This window comes from Mitsuaria sp. WAJ17 (assembly GCF_014174515.1).
Lineage (GTDB): Bacteria > Pseudomonadota > Gammaproteobacteria > Burkholderiales > Burkholderiaceae_C > Roseateles_B.
Window position 1 is genome coordinate 61,983 of the sequence record NZ_JACJUG010000009.1, and the last position, 16,814, is coordinate 78,796.

The window sequence follows — 16,814 nt, forward strand, 5'->3', positions numbered from 1 at the left end:
CGACGCTCCAGTCAGAAGTTGATGTAGTTGAGGATGGCGATAGCGCCCGGGCCGGTCAGACCCCAGGACGCGCTCACCCCATCCGTCGTGATTTCCTTGCCGGCATTGCCGGCCTGGCCAGGGAGCGCGGGGGAGAACGCCAGTCCTTCGGCGAAGGCCTTCGTGGCCGGCTCATCGGCGGCCACCGGCACGGGCAACCCAGTGATGCGGAAGCCGCTGGCCGCCAAGTTCATGGTCAGGCCCTGGCTGGCCAAGATGTAGCGACCAAAGTTCGCTGCCAGCGAGGCCTGGCCTTGCCGGCCAGCCTCGATCTCCGTCGCGTACGGCTGCAGGGCCGTGACGAAGGCGTTGTAGACCGTGGGATAGCTGGTGTTCCCCAGGTTGATCAGAAAGCCGCTGAAGTCGGCCATTTCATACCTCCTCGAAGGAGAGCTGCGCCTGATGGCTGAAGAGCTCGCCGTTGGTGAACTGAGGCATGCTGGTGAACTTACCCAGCATGCTGTAGTCGCGCTCCTGAGCCCCGCCCATGCCGGGGAACACGCTGACGAAGGTTTCGGTACGCAGGCCGATCTGACGCATCGTGTCGACCGCCACTGCTCGCTCGCTGTCGCTCAGGTGTCCGAGCTGGCCACGCAGGACGCGATATCGAGTGCGGACGTCTGTACGAAGCGAGCCACCCTGCGTGCGGCGCTGCACCGAGTTGTCTTCCCAGTACAGCTGCAGCCCGAGCTCGATGTTGACCTGCGGCTCGAAGTAAGGCCCCAGCAGCAGGCGCTTCGCCTGTAGGTAGCCGTCACCGTTGGCCGGGTCGGTGACCTCCAGCCGGAAGCTGCGCGCCAGGACTGCAGGGAACCACAGGACCGAGAAGGCTGTCCCCCAGCCTGTAAAGACCGAGGCGCCCCAAGGCACCGCGCCCCACTGAAAGTCGCCCCACCCCAGCGCCGGCAGCGCGCTGGCCGTGGTGCTGTCGTAGACCTGGTTGCCGGACTGGCCGGCCGCATCCCACAACCGCAGGCGCCAGGTGGCCTGGCTGGTGAGGTTGTGGTTGTAGAGCACGCAGGCCCCAAGCATCGAGACACCGGCCAGGTCGCCGTTGATGGTCTTGGTGCCAGTGGCGTTCGCGGTCCTGGCCACGCGCGCGCGGCCCTCCAGCTGCAGATTCGAGACGGGCAACCCCGCCGTGAAGTCCGGGCTGCTCAGCGTGGCCGCATCGCTCACGTTCGAGGTGACGAGGCGAATGCTCACAAGAAGACCTCCAGTTCGACGCTGCCGCCGGTGATGGACTCGCGCAGGCCCACGACCGTGGCCAGCACCCCGCCGGCCAGGCCATAGCGCGACAGGTCAAGGGCGACGACGTCGCCGAGCCTGACCTGCTGCGCGGCCAAGAATCCGCTGATGCGGAAGATCCGGCGCAGCTGGCCCCACAGCGCTGCGCGCCTGGTGGCCTCGGCGCTTGCGTCCGATTGGTTGACGTAGCACGAGCCCTGCAGGTCGCCGTCGACGGCCAGCAGGAAGCCCGTGAGCGATGTCGTTGCCTTGGCAACCAGATAGCCGTCGCGCAGGCGTTGGCGCTGCGCCTCGCTGAGACTCGACGCGGCGCCGCTGTCGATCGTGGTGTAGTAGCGTGCATACCCGACGCGCACCGACTTGAGCGGCACGATCCGCTTCGTCAGCTCCACCCGGCCCTGCTCGACGTCGTCGTCGCCGATCGTCACCACGGGCGTGCCGGCCGGCGCCTTGAACAGGCCCATGGTCAGCTTCCCGTCGCGGCCGATGGCGTAGTAGCCGCCGGCGCCGGTGACAAGCGCGTCAAGCGTCGACAGGACCGTGGCCTGGTCCTCGGTCACATAGATGCCGACCGCGCCTGGCGCGTCGGTGTTGAGCTGCGTCACGCTGGCCGCGTCGATGTCCAACACGGACCAGCCGGCGCGCTCCTGCACGATGCGCTGGGCGATGTCGGCGGTCTTGTTGACGTAGGTGCCGCCCGTCTTGCTGCCCTTCACGTCGGCCGTGATCCGGCCGGTCAGGGCCGCGGTCAGCGTGATGGTGCCGGCCGTCAGGTCGGCGGTGTAGGTCCCGATCGCAACGCCGTCCTGGTAGACCGCGTCGACGCTCTGGATCTGCCCGTCGTGCACTGCGTACTTGCGCAGCGCGCTGTCGATCAGCACCGGCTCGATCATCTTGACCTCGCCGTAGCAGACCGGCAGCCGCTGGTCCTTCGCGCTGCCCGCCCCCGTGACCAAGTTCGTCTGCAGCGGCACGTCCAGCAGGTACTGCCGGTCGCGCAGCTTCAGCGTGAGCGCCGCGTTGTCGCGCGCCTGGATGTCGGCGACCACGCCCGAGAAGACCAGGCGGAAGTCCGCCTTCGGCCAGCTCGCGTCGCCCAGGTACAGCCGCAGGGGCCGGCCGTCCCAGGCATCGAGCAGCCAGCTGTCGCGCACGCCGGCCGAGTTGTCAACGTCCAAGTCGCCGAAGCTCACCAAGCTGCGGCCGCGCAGCGCGTCGGCCAAGGCAGACCGGATGCCGGGCACCGCCAAGACGATGTCGTCGTAGGCTGTGTTGGCCGGCGTGTCGGTCGGCCTGGAGGTGAAGCCGCGGTCGCTCATGTAGCGGGTGACGGTCGAGCCCGACGCATAGGCGTCGACCTCGACCAGGATCACCCGCTCCTTGTTGTCCGCGGCCAACCAGGCCGTGTACTGCGCATTGCTGATGCTCATGCAGTTGCTTCCAAGAGGCTGTCGCCGATGTACTTGGCGTTGCTGTTGACGGCGGCCTCGACGGCACCCAGCCGCTCCACCAGCGTGGCGCCGAGGCGAATCAGACCGTTGGAGATCTGCTCACCGATGCTCACCACGCTGGAGTTCAGCTGCTGCGTTGCGTCGAGCTGGGCCTGTTGCGAGGACGCCTGCTGCTCAGACATCGACTGCAGTGCTGCGACCTGGGGCGCCTGGGCGGCCAGATCGTTCAGCGTGATGCCTTGCTGCTTCAGGTACTCACCAATAGGCGCGAAGGCCTGGTTCAGGTCCAGCAGCGCTGCGAGCTGCTTCCGCCCAGCCTCGGTGTCCAGCTTGTCCCCCAGGCTGTCGACCAGCGCACGGAAGTCCTCCTTGCTGCCCAGATTGGCGGTGATGCCTGCTGCGTCCAGCTGCTTCTTGATCGAAGCCGCGGAGATCGCGTTCTTCTCGCCGTCGCTGTAGTACGAGTCCACATAGCTTCGGGTCTTGGCGATCAGCGCATCGATGCCCCCAGCAAAGCCCGCCAGCTGCAGCTTCGCGTCGTCGCTCAGGCTGCCGATCTTCGCGAACACACCGCCCAGCGGAGCAAAGGCAGAGCCCATGCCCAACAGCGCAGCTTTGGTTTGCTCGATGGCCTGGACGGTCTTAGCCAACTGCTCGACGGTCGCGCCGGTCCCCAGCGCATCGATCTGCTTGCGGGCCCACTCCGGCAGCTGAATGGCCTGCATTGCCGACTTGACGGCCGCCACGACGTCCTGCGAGTACTCCTCGAAGCCCTTCTTGGGGTCGGTGGCATACCGCTGGCTTGACAGCTCACTAAGGACACTGCCGCCCTGCCATAGCCGGATGTTGCCCTGGCTGTTGCGCGTCGTCTCATTGCTTGAGAAGTAGGTCCCGAGCTTGTAGTTGTCGGTCCCGCCAAACAGCTTCGACAGGCCGTTGAGCGACGCGAGGCTGACGTCCGAGACCCCCTTGAGGGCCTTCTCCAGATCGTCGCTGCGCGCGCCCGTGATGGACCAGCCGTATTGCCGATCGCCCACCTCGTACTCGCGCGGCCGATAGCCGCCCGTCGAGGTGGCTACGTAGTCAGCCCCATGGAAGTCGTGCCCGTCCCCCCCGAATGCCTTGTCCACAAAGCCGCCGACTGCGCTACCGATGGCGCCCCCGACCGGGCCGCCGAAGAAAGTGCCAACGCCCGAGCCAATGGCTGACCCCCACTTGCCGTCCTTCGCAGCATTGAAGGCATTGAAGTAGCCACCGACGGTGCCCAGCATGTTTGCTCCGGAGCCGAACATCTGCCCGAGGCTGCTGGAGACGCCATTGCCCTCGACCAGGCCGGTCCAGCCGCTGCTGAAGGCATCCCAGCCGCTGGACAAGCCAGCGTTGCCAAGCTGCCAGCCACCTGAGAAGCCGGAGCCAAAGGACCCAAGGACCGAGCCGAGGCCGCCCAGGTTGCCCATGCCGCCGAAGCCCCCACCCCCAGTGCCGCCCATGCCGCCGAAGAGTCCTCCGCCACCCGATCCGCCGGCGCCGAAGATCGAGCCGATCGAATCACCAACGGGCTGGATGATGGCCTTGATCACTGGCTGAAGCACCATCGTCTTGAAGGCGTTGATCAGCGTCGACTTGAAGGCGTCCGCAAAGCCCTGGCCGGACTCGAAGGCACGCATCAGCGCATCGGTCAGGCCGCTGTAGATGCTGTCAGTGGTCTTCTTCCACTCCTCCGCTGACTCTTGTGCCGCCTTGAGGTGAATGCCTTCTGCCTTCAGATCGGCGAGCTTGCGGAGTTGCTCCGCCTGCTTGCGGTACTCGTCGCCCGTCTTGCCCGACCAGTCGACCTCATCCATCAGCGCAGCGATGCGCTCTCTGGCGACGGCCAACTCCTGCAGGCTCGCGATCTCCAGCTTGGCCAGCTGCTCGCTGCTCTTGCCGGCAGCCTGGTTCGACTCCTTCTGCTTCTCGATCTGCTGGGCCAGCGATTCCGTCTGCTTGGACAGGGTCTCAGCAGCCTGCTCGTTCTGCTTGCGGGACTCCTCCTGCCACCTCACGCTCAGCTCCAGCTGGCGATTCTGGTCGACCAGCTGCTGAGCGTATGCGCGCATCAGCGGGTCCAGGACGATCTTGCCGTTCTTGAGCTTGTCGTCGAGGTCGATCTGCTCCTTCTCCGCGTCAGAGAGCTTGCGGCCGAGATCCAGCTCCAGCTTCAGTGCCGTGCGCTTCTTGTCGAGCGTGGCGATGAGGTCGGCGCCGGCTTTGGCTGCAGCCTCAGCGGCCTGCTGCTGCTTCTTCAGCTCGGCCTCATGCTCCTTGGCCGCTTTGGCGGCTGCCTCCTGGGACGCCTTCGTTTGATCGACGATGTCCTTCAGGTTGCCGAGCTTGTCCTTTGCTTCAGATCCCGTGAGCGCAACGCCCTTCAGTTCGGCCATCCGGTCCCGCATCTTCGAGCCCCAGGTGGACTCGCTGAAGGCCTTCAGGGTCTCTTCCCTGAAGTCGACCGCCATCTGCTCGCTCTGCTTGAAGCCGCGCTTCAGCGTATCGACCGCACCGGAGAAGTCGCCAGTGGCAGCCAGCTTGGCTGCATCCCCGACTGCCTCGATCTCCGTCGCCAGGCGCGCGAAGAACAGGCCGATGGACTTGCCAATGGTCTCAAGGATGCGCCAGGTCACCTGGAAGGCGTCGGCAATGTAGGTGATCGCGGTGACACCCATCCGGGCCCACTCCGTGATCGTGCCGTCCTTGGCCAGCTTGCTGATGTACTCCTTCACGCCGCCGGCGCCGTTGGCAACGTCAACGAAGGCTTGGCTCGCCTCGTACAGCGCCGGGATCATCCCCGTGGCGATGTCCTTCTTCCAGGCGTCGGAGTCCTTGCGGATCTTCGTGAGGTTGTCGCCAAAGGCGTCCGCCATCGCGGCCTGGTTCGCCTTGAGCGCCTTCTCCTGGTCAGTGAGCTTCGCCGAAATCGTGTCGGCCTCGTCGCCCAGGTCCTTGAGGAACGGGAGGAGCTTGGCGCCTTCCTTGCCAAACAGCAGCATGGCCGCAGCCGTCTTGTCCGCCCCGTCCTCGAACTGGCCCATCGCCTTTGCCGCAACCAGCATCTGATCTTCGGGCTTGAGCTTCTTGAAGTCGTCGAAGTTCAGACCCAGCGCCTTGATCGCGACAGCGGCACCCTTGCTGTCCTCGTCTGCCATGGCCATGTTCTTGGCCAGCTTGTTCATCGCGCCGGCAATGGACTCGGCACTCGTCTCCGTGTAGGAGCCGACGGACTTGAAGGCACCCAAGGCCGCAACACTCGCGCCGGTTTGAATCGACAAGTCGTGCAGGGCCGCCGTCGCATCGATGGAGCCCTTGATCATGCCGGCGAAGGCAGCAATGCTGCCGATACCGGCGAGTGCGATGAAGGCCGTCTTGGCCAGGTCCACAGCCTTCTGGATGTCCGCCATAGCGCCGCTCACCGAGCGCTTGGCATCGTCCATGTCCTGACGCAAGCGCGCCAGGTCGGCCGCCATCTCAATGGTGAGTCCGCCGATGTTCATGATCGTCAGGTCTTGGAGGTTGCTGCAGCTGCCTGGCGCTGGGCGCGGGCAGCCATGCGAAGAGAGGCGGCGTCAAGTTCGAGGATCGTGTCCAGCTCCCACGGGTTGAGCTGGACGCCGTAGAGGCGACACCACGCCTCAATGTCGGAGAACGTCAGGGGGTGCATGCCCATGCCGCTGCGACGCTGTATGCCCAGCGCCGTGTACAGCTGCCAGACGTTCTCGGCGGCCGAGGGCACGCTGCCGCGCAAGCGCGGGTCGACACGTCCCGTGTTCCTCGCCAGGCGCTGCAGATGCTCCCGCAGCGTGGCCCCATCGCCTTGGCGCTGGGCCAGCTGCATTTCGCGCTCCGCCGCCTCGATCAGTTCCCGTCGGAGCGCTGAATAAAACGGTCGCGCTCGTCCAGCGCCACCTTCACCTGGGTCAGCACCCAGCGCTTGGTGCGGAACAGCACAGCCAACTGGTTGCGCGAGAAGACCGGGGCGTTGGGGAGATCAATCTTCCAGCTCAGCACCAAATCGGCCACGCGCTCGGGCTCGGTCGAGTCTTCCGCTTCCGGGTCCTCGAACGAGGGCTTGCCCGTCTTCAGCATCCCCTCGCGCACGCGGCGCGTCTGCTGGAATGCCGCCTGCTTGCGGGCCGGGTGCTCCGGGCCCATCAGCTCCAGATGCATCGGCAACAGCACGCCCGTCTTGGGGTCCCGCAGCTGCAGCCAGGCGGAAGCCACGTCGTCATAGGGCAGGATGGTGTTGAAGCCGACAGCGATCAGCTGGGTCGCGGCGTTCAGTTGCGCCGCGGTGTTCATGTCTTGGGTTTGATTCATGGTCATGGTCTCGCAGGTAGAAAGAGAAATGCCCGCGCCCAGGCCGGCCGCCACCTGCGAGGATGGCGAGCCGGCCCGGGTCGGTGCTCTGGATTCCAGTGCAGGCGTCTGCACTGGGGAGGGGGTCAGGCTTGGGTGTCCTGAATGGAGATCGTGGTGCGCTCGGTGGCGGTGCCAGCGCCGCCGTTGTAGTTCAGCAGCGCCTGGAAGGGCAGCGTCTGAATGATCCCGCCGTCACCGACAGACTTGGCTGCATCGAGCAGCTTGCAGCGGGACATCGAGAACACTTGGAAGTCGCTGTTCGCCGAGTTGTCCGCGGTGAAGGCGCCGAGGATGTCGATCTCGCCTTCATTGATGAATGCATCGCGCATCGCGACACTGTCGAAGAAGGCCGAGATCTGTCCCGTGACCACCACCGGCTTGTTCGCCGCCAGGTTCGAAATGACGTTGGTCCCGACCGTGGGGCCACCGCCATAGCCGGCCGAAATGTTCATCGACAGCCCGGTCAAGTTCGCCTGGATCGACCCGCCAGCCCGGGCGATACCGTTGACCGCAGCAGCAACGCCCGTGGTTGTCTGGGGAGTGGGCGACGTGAAGTACTGCGCCGCAGCCGGGACCATGTTCTGCCCCAGCAGATCCATGTCGATGGTGGCAATGCCGGTGGGGGGAAGGTTGACCGCCACCTGCGTGAACTTGTTGCCCGTGTACAGCTCGCTCTGCAGCAGGTCCGCGTACCAGACTTCAAAGGTGAAGCTCCGGTCGATGTGGCTGGTTTGCGGCACAAAAGTCTTCTTGCCAACGACAGCCACCGTGCATCCTGCGATGGGGCCCTCTGCAACAAGCGACGAGCCATTGAGCGTCATGACCGTCGCCACTGTTGCCGTCAGACCCACGATGAGCAGGTTCTTGTTGATGTTGGCAGCGTTCAGCGCCCCCACCGAAAGACGGATGCCGTCGCCGATCTTGAAGCCGTCAGTAAGGTAGCTGCCAGCCGCCCGCGTGACGGTATAGGTCGGCCCGGCGCCTGCAATCGTCAGGCCCACACCGGCAGCAGAGGCGCCAGCGGTGAAGTCTCGCTTGAGCACTGCCGCGAAGACGTCTGCATACGTCTTGCAGCTGAGCTCACCTCCCAGCTTGCCCACGACACGCCGCACGCCGTGCCGCAAGTCCGCAATCTGGAAGTCCGTACGAATCTCGTTGGATTGGTAGGTGTCCTTCTTCAGGTCGAAGCCGTTCGGCGTTGCGCGGCGGAACTGCTGCGCGCCGGCGCTCGAAGGCGCCACGCCATAGACGGCTTCAGGCTTGTAGGAGTACTGGCGATAGATGTCTGATGCTGGTGCGTTCGGCATGAGGGTGGCTCCAAGTGTGGAAGCTAGGCTTCCTGGAAGGTGACGTGGAAGTCAGTGGATTGGTAGAAAACGCCCCGATCCGAGTCGCGTAGATCTGGGCCGGTCAAAGCACGGGCGACTTTGGCGACACGCACGCCTGCGATGACGCCTCGCTGGTAGCGGCAGGCAGCGAGGACAGCGGCCGTCAGGCTCTTCTGCTGCACATAGCTGGAGGCGAGCACCTTGACCTCGATGCGGGACTGGCACAGGCCATATGAGCCTGCGCCAATCGTCTCGAGGTCCAGCGTGCTGATGTGGTCCAACACCACGGCTGGAAGCGCACAACCTTCGGGTAGCTCGCCCGGATAGCAACGGTCTCCTACAAGCGCCGTCACTGCGACGTCCTGCATCAGCAAGGCGCGAATTGCCTTCTCTGCTTGCATGGCCTAGTCCTTCTCGTCGTCGACGGCGACGTCAGGAGCGTTGAGCCCCTCCTTCGTCAGCCTGCGCCGCACCTGTTCACCGAAAGCCTGGACGGCGGCTCGCGCGGCACCGTCCAGCGCGGGGCGCATGAATGGCTTCTTGCGGACCCCGGGATGGTCCACGCGCTCGACCGCGCCCCCGCCAATGGCCAGCGCCTTGCCGCGCTTGGCTTTGATGACGTGTGCAGCGGCGCCGAACTCGACGAAGTGCGCGTAGAACGGCTGGCCGCGCTTGTTGCCGCCTGCCGTGACCGTGGCCACCGGCTTGCCGTTCTTCAGCTTGACGCTGACACGGATGCTGTCCCGCAGCTTGCCGCTGCGCACCGGGACCTGGCGCTTCGCTTCGGCCTCGATGACCTTGGCCGCTTGGCGCAGAGCGCTGCGAACGATGTTGCGCTCGATCTTCTCGGGCAACTCGTTGAGCGCCTTCTCCAGCTCGGCAAACCCCTTCAGCTTCACGTTAAGCATCGCTGGTCTCCTCACAGAGCAGGTGCAGGTACTCGCGACGTCCGACCTCCAGCGTGCCGGTGATGCGGAAGCGACGGCTGCCGTACACCACGCGCCAGGTTGAGAGCACGTCCGCGCGGTACCGAATGCGGATCGTGATCTGGCGCGTCATCACGCGTTGGTCCGCCTCGCTGCTTTCACTGGCCATGCGCTCCTGCAGCTTGGCCCAGACGGTCGCGACCGTGTTCCAGGTCGCGACTTCGGAGCCGAAGTCGGGGTCGCGGACGACGACGGGCGCGTCGAGCTTCACTCGACGGTCGAGATCTCCAGCAGGCATAGCGTCAGAGGGTGAAGATGCGGTAGCTGTCCAGCAGTCCGCGGGTGTAGGGAAGCTCGACCAGCCGCTGATCTCCAGTGGCCTCGCGATGCTCGTAGGCATGGCCGATGTGCAACAGCATCCAGCGGCGCAGGGACTCGGGCAGGGTTCCGACCGGGTAGCCGCACGTGCAGGTAATGCGAACTGCGTTGGCCTGCGGCCGCGTCGTGGGCCACGTGGTGCCGTACGCGGGGAAGAGGTAGCCCGGCTCGCTGTCGCTGTCCAGCTGCCACAGCGGTGTCGCGAGCGTCTGCGAGACACCAGACTCGTCCACGTACTGCACCGAGGTCACCGAGACCACGGGAGGCGCCGGGAGCCTGATGCCATCGCAGAGGAACTCATCGAGCACCGCGACCCAGGTCGAGGTGCACCAGGCCCTCGACGTGATGTCCTCGCCCATCTGCCGAACCTCGGAGATGAGGCTCTGGATGAGCGCGTCATCGGCGCTGTCCGTCACACGCAGGTGCTCCTTTGCCGCGGCCAGGGTGATGTGCTCCGAGGCCAGCGCGGGCGCGGCGATGCGACGGTGGATCATGGCTGCTCGCCGGCGGCAGGACCATCAGTGGCCAGGTCCAGCTGCGCCACAGCGTCAGCCGCGGGCGGGGCATCGCCAGCGGGGGCCTCGGCTGCGGGCGCGACATCGGTGGCGGGGCCACTGGCCACCGCATCGCTCGATGCGTTCGAGGTGCCAGCGCTGGCATCGTCGTTCGACGCCTGGCCAGCATCCTGTGCAGGTGCCAGCACGCCGCCCGCGGCCTGGTCGGACTGAGCAGTCGCACGGGCAGCGCGACGCGAGCTGGTGCGCGGCACCGGGGCCGGCGCCTGCTGGACCACGGATGCCGGCCGCTCGCCTCGCAGGAGCGAGGCGCGGAACGCGGCGCGTGCCTTCTCGACCGCTTCCGCTTCAGCCTCCGCCTCAGCGGCGCGCTGAGCATCGGCCACACGCTGGGCCTCCAGCTCTTCGCCGGTCATGACGATGTTCGCATAGCCGGCGCGGATCAGCGCTTCGCCTTCCTCGTCGTCAACGATGATCTCGTCGCCCGGATTGCCGCGGCGGACGGCGTCGGCCAGGATGGTGAGCAGTTTGATTTTCAGCATGATGGTCCTCAGCTCACGGAAGGTCAGGGAGCCTTGCGCAGCGCGCCGCCCACGATGACGCCGCTGGTGACGGCGCCGGTGGTCGCGCCAGCCACGGTCAGGGCCAGCCGCAGGTAGCGCTTGGTGCCGGCGTAGCCGACGCGCTGGACCGTGTTGGTAGCCAGCGGAGCGAAGGCGCCGACCAGCTGGCCGGCAGCGACGGGGCTGAACACCGAGTTGTCGTCGCTCTCCTGCAGCACCGGCGTGTGGGTGCCGTCGGTGAGAGCGCCGCACTCGGCCACCGCCATGACGCCGTTGTAGTTGACGGTGTCGACGCCGGTGCCGTTGGCCGAAGCGTTGCGGGCGGCGGGTGCCAGGGACTGGACCACGTCCAGCTGGTTCTTCAGATCGATCATCTGGATCTCCAAATGTGAGGTGCAGAGGGAGCGACCGCACGGCGGCGATCGCTCGACTGGGGCTTAGGCCAGCTTGACGCGGGCGAACGCTTCGGCCAGGACCGGAGCGCCGTCGGTTTCCATGCGGCCGATGTAGCCGGTCTGGTTCGTCTCGGCGTACAGCTCCTTGAGCACCTGGATCTGGAAGTCCATGGCGTCAGCGATCCAGTAGCCGTCCTTCCAGTTCGCCAGGATGCCGACGTACTTGCCGGTGGTGAACGTGTTCGGGATGTACTCGCTCATGTCGAGCGGCAGGCCCAGCAGCATGTCGGGCTCGCCTTCCTTCTTCGCGGGCTGCCACAGGTAGCCGCCCTGGGAGTCCTTCAGCTTGGCGATCATTTCGATGCCATTGCGGTGGAAGCCCCAGCGCGCCTTCTTCTGGTGCTGCGCCTTCAGCGAGTACTTGGCGGCGACCAGGCCGTCCATGGTGATGGCGGTGCCGGTGTTGCCGTTGCTCACGTCGCGAGCCACCGGGATGCCCGACGGATGAGCAGTGAAGACGCCCAGCGGCTGGTTCGCACCAGAGCCCAGGAAGAAGGCCTTCTCCTGGGCGATGCCGAACTTGTAGCCCAGGCGCTGCGCCACCAGGTCACCGGCACGCTGACCGACGCGCGAGATCAGCTTGTTGCTGACCTTGATGCGCTTGGCCAGAGGGCTCGGCACGAACTCGCGCTTGCCGATGGACATCTGGCTGTCTTCGTTGCCGGTCTGGATCTCGCTCGTCCAGTCGGCATCAGCCGGGTCGGCATCCAGCGTGGGAACGCCGAGACTGGCGGCACGATCCACGCGCTCGACGGTGGCATAGCGGCGCACAAACACTTCGTCGTCGACGGCCTGGATCAGGCGATCGACGAACTGCTCGCTGGCAACCAGAAAGCCACCCTGCGTGCCGTTGTCCATGGCGAGCGCGCGGATCTGGTCCGCCGTCAGCGAGTTGCGACCGTTCACCAGCAGCGCGTGGAAGGCGTCGCGGAACTCGGGGGTGCTGCGAGGGCCGCCGCTACGGTTCTCGCCACCGTTGCCGCCACCGTTGCCGCCACCGTTGCCGCCACCGTTGCCGCCGCCGTTGCCGCCGCCGTTGCGCATCTCGCTTTCGGCCAGCTCGCGCTCGACCTGCAGCTGGCGCTCTTCGCGTTCGATCTCGGCGCGCAGTTCGTCCTGGTCCTTCCAGAGCTTGTCGTACTGGGTCTGCTCGTCCGCGCTCAGGCCGCGCTTCTCGGCATCGGCCTTGTCCAGCAGGGTGCGGCTTTGCGTGATCAGCTCGTTGCGGCGCTGCCGCAGTTCTCTCAGTCGCTTCATCGTTGAGTCCTTGGTTGATGTGTCGGCCAGTGACACCGGGTGGCGCCGCCAGGCCGACGAAGCGGCGGACGCCTAGAAAGCAAAAGGCCGTCTGCGAGCGGGCAGACGGCCTGGGGGTTTGGGTGTGCAGACGCCTGCACAGGGACGGCGCTACAACAGCGACAGCCGGCGCAGCTGCATCTGGACCTGGCGATGGCCCTCGGCCTGCTCTGCCAAGGCGCGCTCCGCATCCGGGTTGATGCCAAGGCCCAGCCAGTCCTTCATGGACCGCACGGCCACATCCGTCTGCGTGTAGGCCGGATAGGTCACGGGGCTCACGTCGAAGAGCCGCACCCGCGTCAGGGTCCGGACCACCTGCCCGCTGTCATCCTTCGCCCAGTTCTGGCCGTTCGGGCGCAAGCTGAAGCCGAACGACATCTGGTTGATGTCCTCCCGCTCCATGCTCACCAGCAGATCGCGGGCCCATTGCGTGTCGGGCGGCTCGATCTCGATGCCGAGGCCGCGGGCGTCCTCGAAGAGATTGAGCGTCCCGCTGCGGTTGCGCCCCAGCACGTAGTCCGCGTTGTGGTTCCACAGCGCCCGCACGTCGTCGGTCTTGATCGCGTCAGCGAAGGCGCCCGGGGCGATCTGCTCGCGGAAGCCGCCGAGGTCCTCGCTCAGCTGGTTGAAGACTGCGGCGTACCCGCGCAGGATGGGGACCTTCTTGTCCCCCTTGGCCCGCGTCTCGACTTTGATCGACTCGCAGGTGAAGTGGCGTCGCTCGAAGTCCTTCATGACTGAGTCACCTTTCCTTTGATTGCCTCGGCCAGCAGGTCTGCCGGCGCCATGTTCAGCGGACTCAGGAACTCGTCCAGCCCGTCTGCACGGTTCATGTTCTCGATCTCGCGCACCTCGTTGCGGTTCATCCAGCCGGTGAGGACCGCGGTGCGGAAGTAGTTGGCGCGGGACGTCGCGTCCCCACGCAGCAGCCCGTCGAACAGGTGCTCGACGTAGTACTGCTCTTGCTCTGCCTCGGTCAGCAGGGCCGCGGGGATCTCCTGCTCCCAGCGCTTCGCCCAGGGCTGCATGCAGTGCACGACGAAGTCGATGCTCTGCTGCTCGATGTTGGTGAAGGTGGCCCGCTCCAGGTCGCCGATCATGTGCGGGGGCACGCGATACAGGCCGGCGATCTGGCTGCGGCTGAGCTTCTGGCTCTCGATGTACTGGATGTCCTCCGCCTTCACCTCGAACGGGTGGTAGGTCATGCCCTTCTTCAGGAAGGCGACCTTGCCCGCATTGACGCCAGACACATGCTGCTGCCATTGGTCCCGGAACTTCACCCGCTCCTTGTCGTCCTTGAAGTCGCCGTCGACCGAGATCCAGCCTCCACGAGGGCGCGCATCGTTGGCCCAGAAGCGGTTGTGATGCTGCTGGCTCGCCAGGGCCGTGCCGATCGTCTCCCGATGCAGCTCGATGGGCGTCACCGGCCTGACACCATCCAACGTCAGGAACGGAACGCGCAGCACCTCCTCCTGGAGCAGCGGCTCGGCACCGCCAGACGGCTGGCGGAACATGTAGGCGAGCCGCCCATTGCTCAGCTGCTCGCAGCGCACGAAGTCGGGGTGCCGAGGCACCAGCTGGACGCGGCCGCGCTTGTCGCCAACGATGCGCGTGTAGCTCACGCCGCGCAGGCACATGTGCGCGGTGCACATCTCGCGCCAGGCCATGCTCCCCATCCAGCCGTTGGCACGGGAGTGCAACAGCGGGTAGAGCCAGTGGTCCGTCGCACGCTCCCGACCTCCGCCCGGCTTGCGTCGATAGAGGATCAACGGCAGCGAGGCCAGCGACTCGGAGATGACCCGCACGCAGGAGTACACCGCCGCAACGCGCATCGCCGAGTCGGCGTTGACGCTGACGCCCGCAGCCGTCAGCTGGCCACCGAACAGGTCGATCAGCGACGGATCGCGGGGGTGCACACCACGCAGCAGCCAGCCGGCAACCTTGGTGCGGATAGACATCAAGCAATCTCCAGATCACCCTCGTAGACGACGGGCTTGTCAGACTCATCAAGCATGGCTCGGCCCAGGCCCATGAGCAGGGCTACCGGACCGTCGATCTTGTTCTCTTCCCGGCCCTTGGTCGGGTGCTTCAAGCCGCTGAACTTCGAGACGCTGACCTCGACGTTCCCCATCATCCAGGTGAACACCGGGTTGCCGTCGAAGTGCAGCTTCTTCTCCAGCACCAGGTTCTCGATGTGGATCAGCGGCTGCGTGAAGAACATTGGCGCCTGGCGCACCTCGACCAGCGGCAGGCCCTCTTCCACCAGCTTGGTCGCGAAGTACCGCGACATGGCCGGATCGAAGGGAATCTCCTGCACGTCGAACTCAGAGCAGAAGCGCCGCAGGTCATCAGCGATCACATCGAAGTCGGTGACATTGCCGTCCGTGACGATGACGTGCCCGGCCCGGGCCCAGCCCTGCAGGTGGGCGTTGCCCGACTGCTCGATGGCCGACTCGTTCAGGTACAGCCGCGGGAAGAAGAACCACTCCTCGTCGCGCTTGAAGACCAGCACCAGCGCTGCGAAGTCCCGCTTCTCGGCCAAGTCCATGCCGATCCAGCACCGCTCGCCGAAGAAGTCCTGCAGCTGCAGGTCCTTCGCGCAGTGCTTCCAGGACTGCATGTCCATCCAGGCCGAGCTGCTGCTAATCCAGACGTTCAGACGCTTGGTCAGGAAGTTGGCCACGGCCGAGGGCTGGGCCAGCGCCTTGCGGCATGCGGCCTCCATGTCATCGAGCTTGACGCTGATGCCAAGGTTCGGGTTCGCCTTGCGCCAGACCTTCGGGTCATGCCAGAGGTCGCCCTCGTCGATCGTGAAGATGATCCCGAACCAGGTCTCGTCTTCGACAGTCCCCTCCAGGACCTTGATGGTGTAGTCGCGCAGCTCGTAGCAGATGCCCGAGCGATCGCTGCCCGCTGTCGTGATCGCGCTGATCAGGGCCTGCGAGCGTGCGCCGGTCGCCGAGTCGAGCACGTCCCACACCGCGCGGGTCTTGTGTGCGTGAACCTCGTCCACCACACAGCCGTGGATGTTCAGGCCATCGAGCGTCGAGCCCTCGGCATTCAACGGCTTGAAGCTGCTCGCCGTGCCAGGGATTGTGATGTCGTGCTTGCCGACCTCGGCGCCGAAGCGCGCCAGGAACTCAGGCTCACGCAGCGCCATGTGGCGCGCCACATCGAAGACCTCGCGTGCTTGCTCGCCGGTGGTCGCCGCGCTGTAGCAGTGTGCGCCCGGCTCGCCATCGGCGCTGACCAGGTACAACTCGCGCGCGGCGGCCCGCGTGCTCTTGGCATTCTTGCGGGCGATCTCCTCGTAGGAACGACGGAAGCGCCGCAGCCCCGTCTCACGGTGCTTCCAGCCGAAGAGCTGGAACTCGATGAAGATCTGCCAATCTTCCAGCCGCAGCTTGGCATAGCCCAGCTTGCCGTCGACGTAGACAGGCTTGGCCCACTCGCCCTTGATGTGAGGCAGCAGCTCGAAGAACCGGCAAGCGCGAGCGCCAGCAGCGCGGTCCAGTACGAACGGGAACGCATCGGAGCCCTCCCTCTCCAGGTCGCGGAGGAAGCGCTGACAAGCCAGGCGCTCGTAGAGGCCGGCGACCTCTTCACCGGCGATCACGCGCCGCGCATACGCCAGCGCGCGATCAAAGTAGCTGGCCGCCATCACTCGAAATCAGCGAAGCCGCGCGGCTCCAGTGCTGACTCCTGCTTTGCCGTCGACGAGCCCACGCCGCCCTCGAAGAGCTGCAGCTGGGCGCGGATGGCTGTGGTCACCGACGCGCGTGCATCAGGCCGAAGGCCGAAGGTCTTCAGCATCCCGTGCAGTTTGGCCTGCTCCTTGTTGAGCAGCTGGTAGTTGACCGACTGGATGCGCAGCCCGTTCGGCGTGGTGTCGACCAGCGCATCGGTCGGGTCCTTGCCCTCAGCCAGCAGCAGTGCCTGCTTGGCCATCAGCGACTGCTCGATCAGCTCGAGGCGGCCGATGGTCTGGCACAGCATGGCGAACGCATCGCGGTCGACCTTGCTGATCAGGTTGTAGCGCACCAGCTCAATGCTCAGCCGCCGCCAGGCCTTCTTCGCGCCAGGCATCAGATACTTTGGCGCGTCGGGCACGCCGACTTCGGGCCGGAACAGCTGATCAAGGTTCAGCGGCCGATTGCCGCGGTTGCCTTCCAGCAGCTTCAGCTCGGCCGGCTTCGGACTTGGACCACGAGCACCCATTT

18 protein-coding genes are annotated in these 16,814 nt (G+C 65.8%); all 18 read right to left on the reverse strand.

Annotated elements, in window-relative coordinates; genetic code table 11:
- Window positions 1-11: 11 nt before the first annotated feature.
- The 18 genes from H5407_RS09190 to H5407_RS09275 all read right to left on the reverse strand — a co-directional run bounded on the left by H5407_RS09190 (window position 12) and on the right by H5407_RS09275 (window position 16,812).
- Entirely contained in the window at window positions 12-410 is a 399-nt protein-coding gene (locus H5407_RS09190) for a hypothetical protein (RefSeq protein WP_183104150.1), read from the reverse strand.
- Window position 411: 1 nt separating this feature from the next.
- Window positions 412-1,245 (reverse strand): hypothetical protein, encoded by an 834-nt coding sequence (locus H5407_RS09195; protein ID WP_183104151.1) that lies wholly within the window; start codon window positions 1,243-1,245, stop codon window positions 412-414.
- Window positions 1,242-2,717, reverse strand: a complete 1,476-nt coding sequence (locus H5407_RS09200) for a hypothetical protein (protein WP_183104152.1) — start codon at window positions 2,715-2,717, stop codon at window positions 1,242-1,244. The genes H5407_RS09195 and H5407_RS09200 overlap by 4 nt, the downstream gene beginning before the upstream one ends.
- Window positions 2,714-6,154, reverse strand: a complete 3,441-nt coding sequence (locus tag H5407_RS09205; RefSeq protein WP_183104153.1) for a hypothetical protein — start codon at window positions 6,152-6,154, stop codon at window positions 2,714-2,716. Before H5407_RS09205 ends, H5407_RS09200 begins: the two co-directional genes overlap by 4 nt.
- Window positions 6,155-6,273: 119 nt before the next feature.
- Entirely contained in the window at window positions 6,274-6,609 is a 336-nt protein-coding gene (locus tag H5407_RS09210) for a hypothetical protein (RefSeq protein ID WP_183104154.1), read from the reverse strand.
- Window positions 6,610-6,629: 20 nt separating this feature from the next.
- Window positions 6,630-7,091 (reverse strand): hypothetical protein, encoded by a 462-nt coding sequence (locus H5407_RS09215; RefSeq protein WP_183104155.1) that lies wholly within the window; start codon window positions 7,089-7,091, stop codon window positions 6,630-6,632.
- A 125-nt stretch (window positions 7,092-7,216) separates the two neighbouring features.
- A complete protein-coding gene (locus H5407_RS09220; RefSeq protein WP_183104156.1) occupies window positions 7,217-8,440 on the reverse strand; it encodes a phage tail tube protein in 1,224 nt (407 codons plus the stop codon).
- Between the two features lie 23 nt (window positions 8,441-8,463).
- Window positions 8,464-8,862 carry a DUF3168 domain-containing protein gene (locus H5407_RS09225; protein ID WP_183104157.1) on the reverse strand — a complete coding sequence of 133 codons (399 nt, stop codon included), beginning with the start codon at window positions 8,860-8,862 and terminating at the stop codon, window positions 8,464-8,466.
- Window positions 8,863-8,865: 3 nt separating this feature from the next.
- A complete protein-coding gene (locus tag H5407_RS09230) occupies window positions 8,866-9,369 on the reverse strand; it encodes an HK97-gp10 family putative phage morphogenesis protein (RefSeq protein ID WP_183104158.1) in 504 nt (167 codons plus the stop codon).
- Window positions 9,362-9,658 carry a phage head closure protein gene (locus H5407_RS09235; protein ID WP_183104159.1) on the reverse strand — a complete coding sequence of 99 codons (297 nt, stop codon included), beginning with the start codon at window positions 9,656-9,658 and terminating at the stop codon, window positions 9,362-9,364. The genes H5407_RS09230 and H5407_RS09235 overlap by 8 nt, the downstream gene beginning before the upstream one ends.
- 31 nt (window positions 9,659-9,689) lie before the next feature.
- Window positions 9,690-10,259, reverse strand: a complete 570-nt coding sequence (locus H5407_RS09240; RefSeq protein ID WP_183104160.1) for a phage head-tail connector protein — start codon at window positions 10,257-10,259, stop codon at window positions 9,690-9,692.
- On the reverse strand, window positions 10,256-10,822 hold the full coding sequence (locus H5407_RS09245; protein ID WP_183104161.1) for a hypothetical protein: 567 nt from the start codon (window positions 10,820-10,822) through the stop codon (window positions 10,256-10,258). The genes H5407_RS09240 and H5407_RS09245 overlap by 4 nt, the downstream gene beginning before the upstream one ends.
- Before the next feature lie 23 nt (window positions 10,823-10,845).
- Entirely contained in the window at window positions 10,846-11,217 is a 372-nt protein-coding gene (locus H5407_RS09250; protein WP_183104162.1) for a hypothetical protein, read from the reverse strand.
- A 63-nt stretch (window positions 11,218-11,280) separates the two neighbouring features.
- Entirely contained in the window at window positions 11,281-12,555 is a 1,275-nt protein-coding gene (locus tag H5407_RS09255) for a phage major capsid protein (RefSeq protein WP_183104163.1), read from the reverse strand.
- A gap of 150 nt (window positions 12,556-12,705) precedes the next feature.
- Entirely contained in the window at window positions 12,706-13,329 is a 624-nt protein-coding gene (locus H5407_RS09260; protein WP_183104164.1) for an HK97 family phage prohead protease, read from the reverse strand.
- Window positions 13,326-14,552, reverse strand: a complete 1,227-nt coding sequence (locus H5407_RS09265) for a phage portal protein (RefSeq protein ID WP_183104165.1) — start codon at window positions 14,550-14,552, stop codon at window positions 13,326-13,328. Before H5407_RS09265 ends, H5407_RS09260 begins: the two co-directional genes overlap by 4 nt.
- Window positions 14,552-16,255, reverse strand: coding sequence for a terminase large subunit (locus H5407_RS09270; RefSeq protein ID WP_183104166.1), 1,704 nt, complete (start codon window positions 16,253-16,255; stop codon window positions 14,552-14,554). Before H5407_RS09270 ends, H5407_RS09265 begins: the two co-directional genes overlap by 1 nt.
- Entirely contained in the window at window positions 16,255-16,812 is a 558-nt protein-coding gene (locus tag H5407_RS09275; RefSeq protein ID WP_183104167.1) for a P27 family phage terminase small subunit, read from the reverse strand. The genes H5407_RS09270 and H5407_RS09275 overlap by 1 nt, the downstream gene beginning before the upstream one ends.
- Between the last annotated feature and the right edge of the window lie 2 nt (window positions 16,813-16,814).

What these genes read in the sequence shown, in the direction of transcription:
- H5407_RS09190 (WP_183104150.1), bottom strand. Translation starts at nt 410, where the DNA reads ATGGCCGACTTCAGCGGCTTTCTGATCAACCTGGGGAACACCAGCTAT.
- H5407_RS09225 (WP_183104157.1), bottom strand. Translation starts at nt 8,862, where the DNA reads ATGCAAGCAGAGAAGGCAATTCGCGCCTTGCTGATGCAGGACGTCGCA.
- H5407_RS09245 (WP_183104161.1), bottom strand. Translation starts at nt 10,822, where the DNA reads ATGCTGAAAATCAAACTGCTCACCATCCTGGCCGACGCCGTCCGCCGC.
- H5407_RS09220 (WP_183104156.1), bottom strand. Translation starts at nt 8,440, where the DNA reads ATGCCGAACGCACCAGCATCAGACATCTATCGCCAGTACTCCTACAAG.
- H5407_RS09240 (WP_183104160.1), bottom strand. Translation starts at nt 10,259, where the DNA reads ATGATCCACCGTCGCATCGCCGCGCCCGCGCTGGCCTCGGAGCACATC.
- H5407_RS09230 (WP_183104158.1), bottom strand. Translation starts at nt 9,369, where the DNA reads ATGCTTAACGTGAAGCTGAAGGGGTTTGCCGAGCTGGAGAAGGCGCTC.
- H5407_RS09260 (WP_183104164.1), bottom strand. Translation starts at nt 13,329, where the DNA reads ATGAAGGACTTCGAGCGACGCCACTTCACCTGCGAGTCGATCAAAGTC.
- H5407_RS09270 (WP_183104166.1), bottom strand. Translation starts at nt 16,255, where the DNA reads ATGGCGGCCAGCTACTTTGATCGCGCGCTGGCGTATGCGCGGCGCGTG.
- H5407_RS09215 (WP_183104155.1), bottom strand. Translation starts at nt 7,091, where the DNA reads ATGAATCAAACCCAAGACATGAACACCGCGGCGCAACTGAACGCCGCG.
- H5407_RS09255 (WP_183104163.1), bottom strand. Translation starts at nt 12,555, where the DNA reads ATGAAGCGACTGAGAGAACTGCGGCAGCGCCGCAACGAGCTGATCACG.
- H5407_RS09275 (WP_183104167.1), bottom strand. Translation starts at nt 16,812, where the DNA reads ATGGGTGCTCGTGGTCCAAGTCCGAAGCCGGCCGAGCTGAAGCTGCTG.
- H5407_RS09265 (WP_183104165.1), bottom strand. Translation starts at nt 14,552, where the DNA reads ATGTCTATCCGCACCAAGGTTGCCGGCTGGCTGCTGCGTGGTGTGCAC.
- H5407_RS09250 (WP_183104162.1), bottom strand. Translation starts at nt 11,217, where the DNA reads ATGATCGATCTGAAGAACCAGCTGGACGTGGTCCAGTCCCTGGCACCC.
- H5407_RS09200 (WP_183104152.1), bottom strand. Translation starts at nt 2,717, where the DNA reads ATGAGCATCAGCAATGCGCAGTACACGGCCTGGTTGGCCGCGGACAAC.
- H5407_RS09210 (WP_183104154.1), bottom strand. Translation starts at nt 6,609, where the DNA reads ATGCAGCTGGCCCAGCGCCAAGGCGATGGGGCCACGCTGCGGGAGCAT.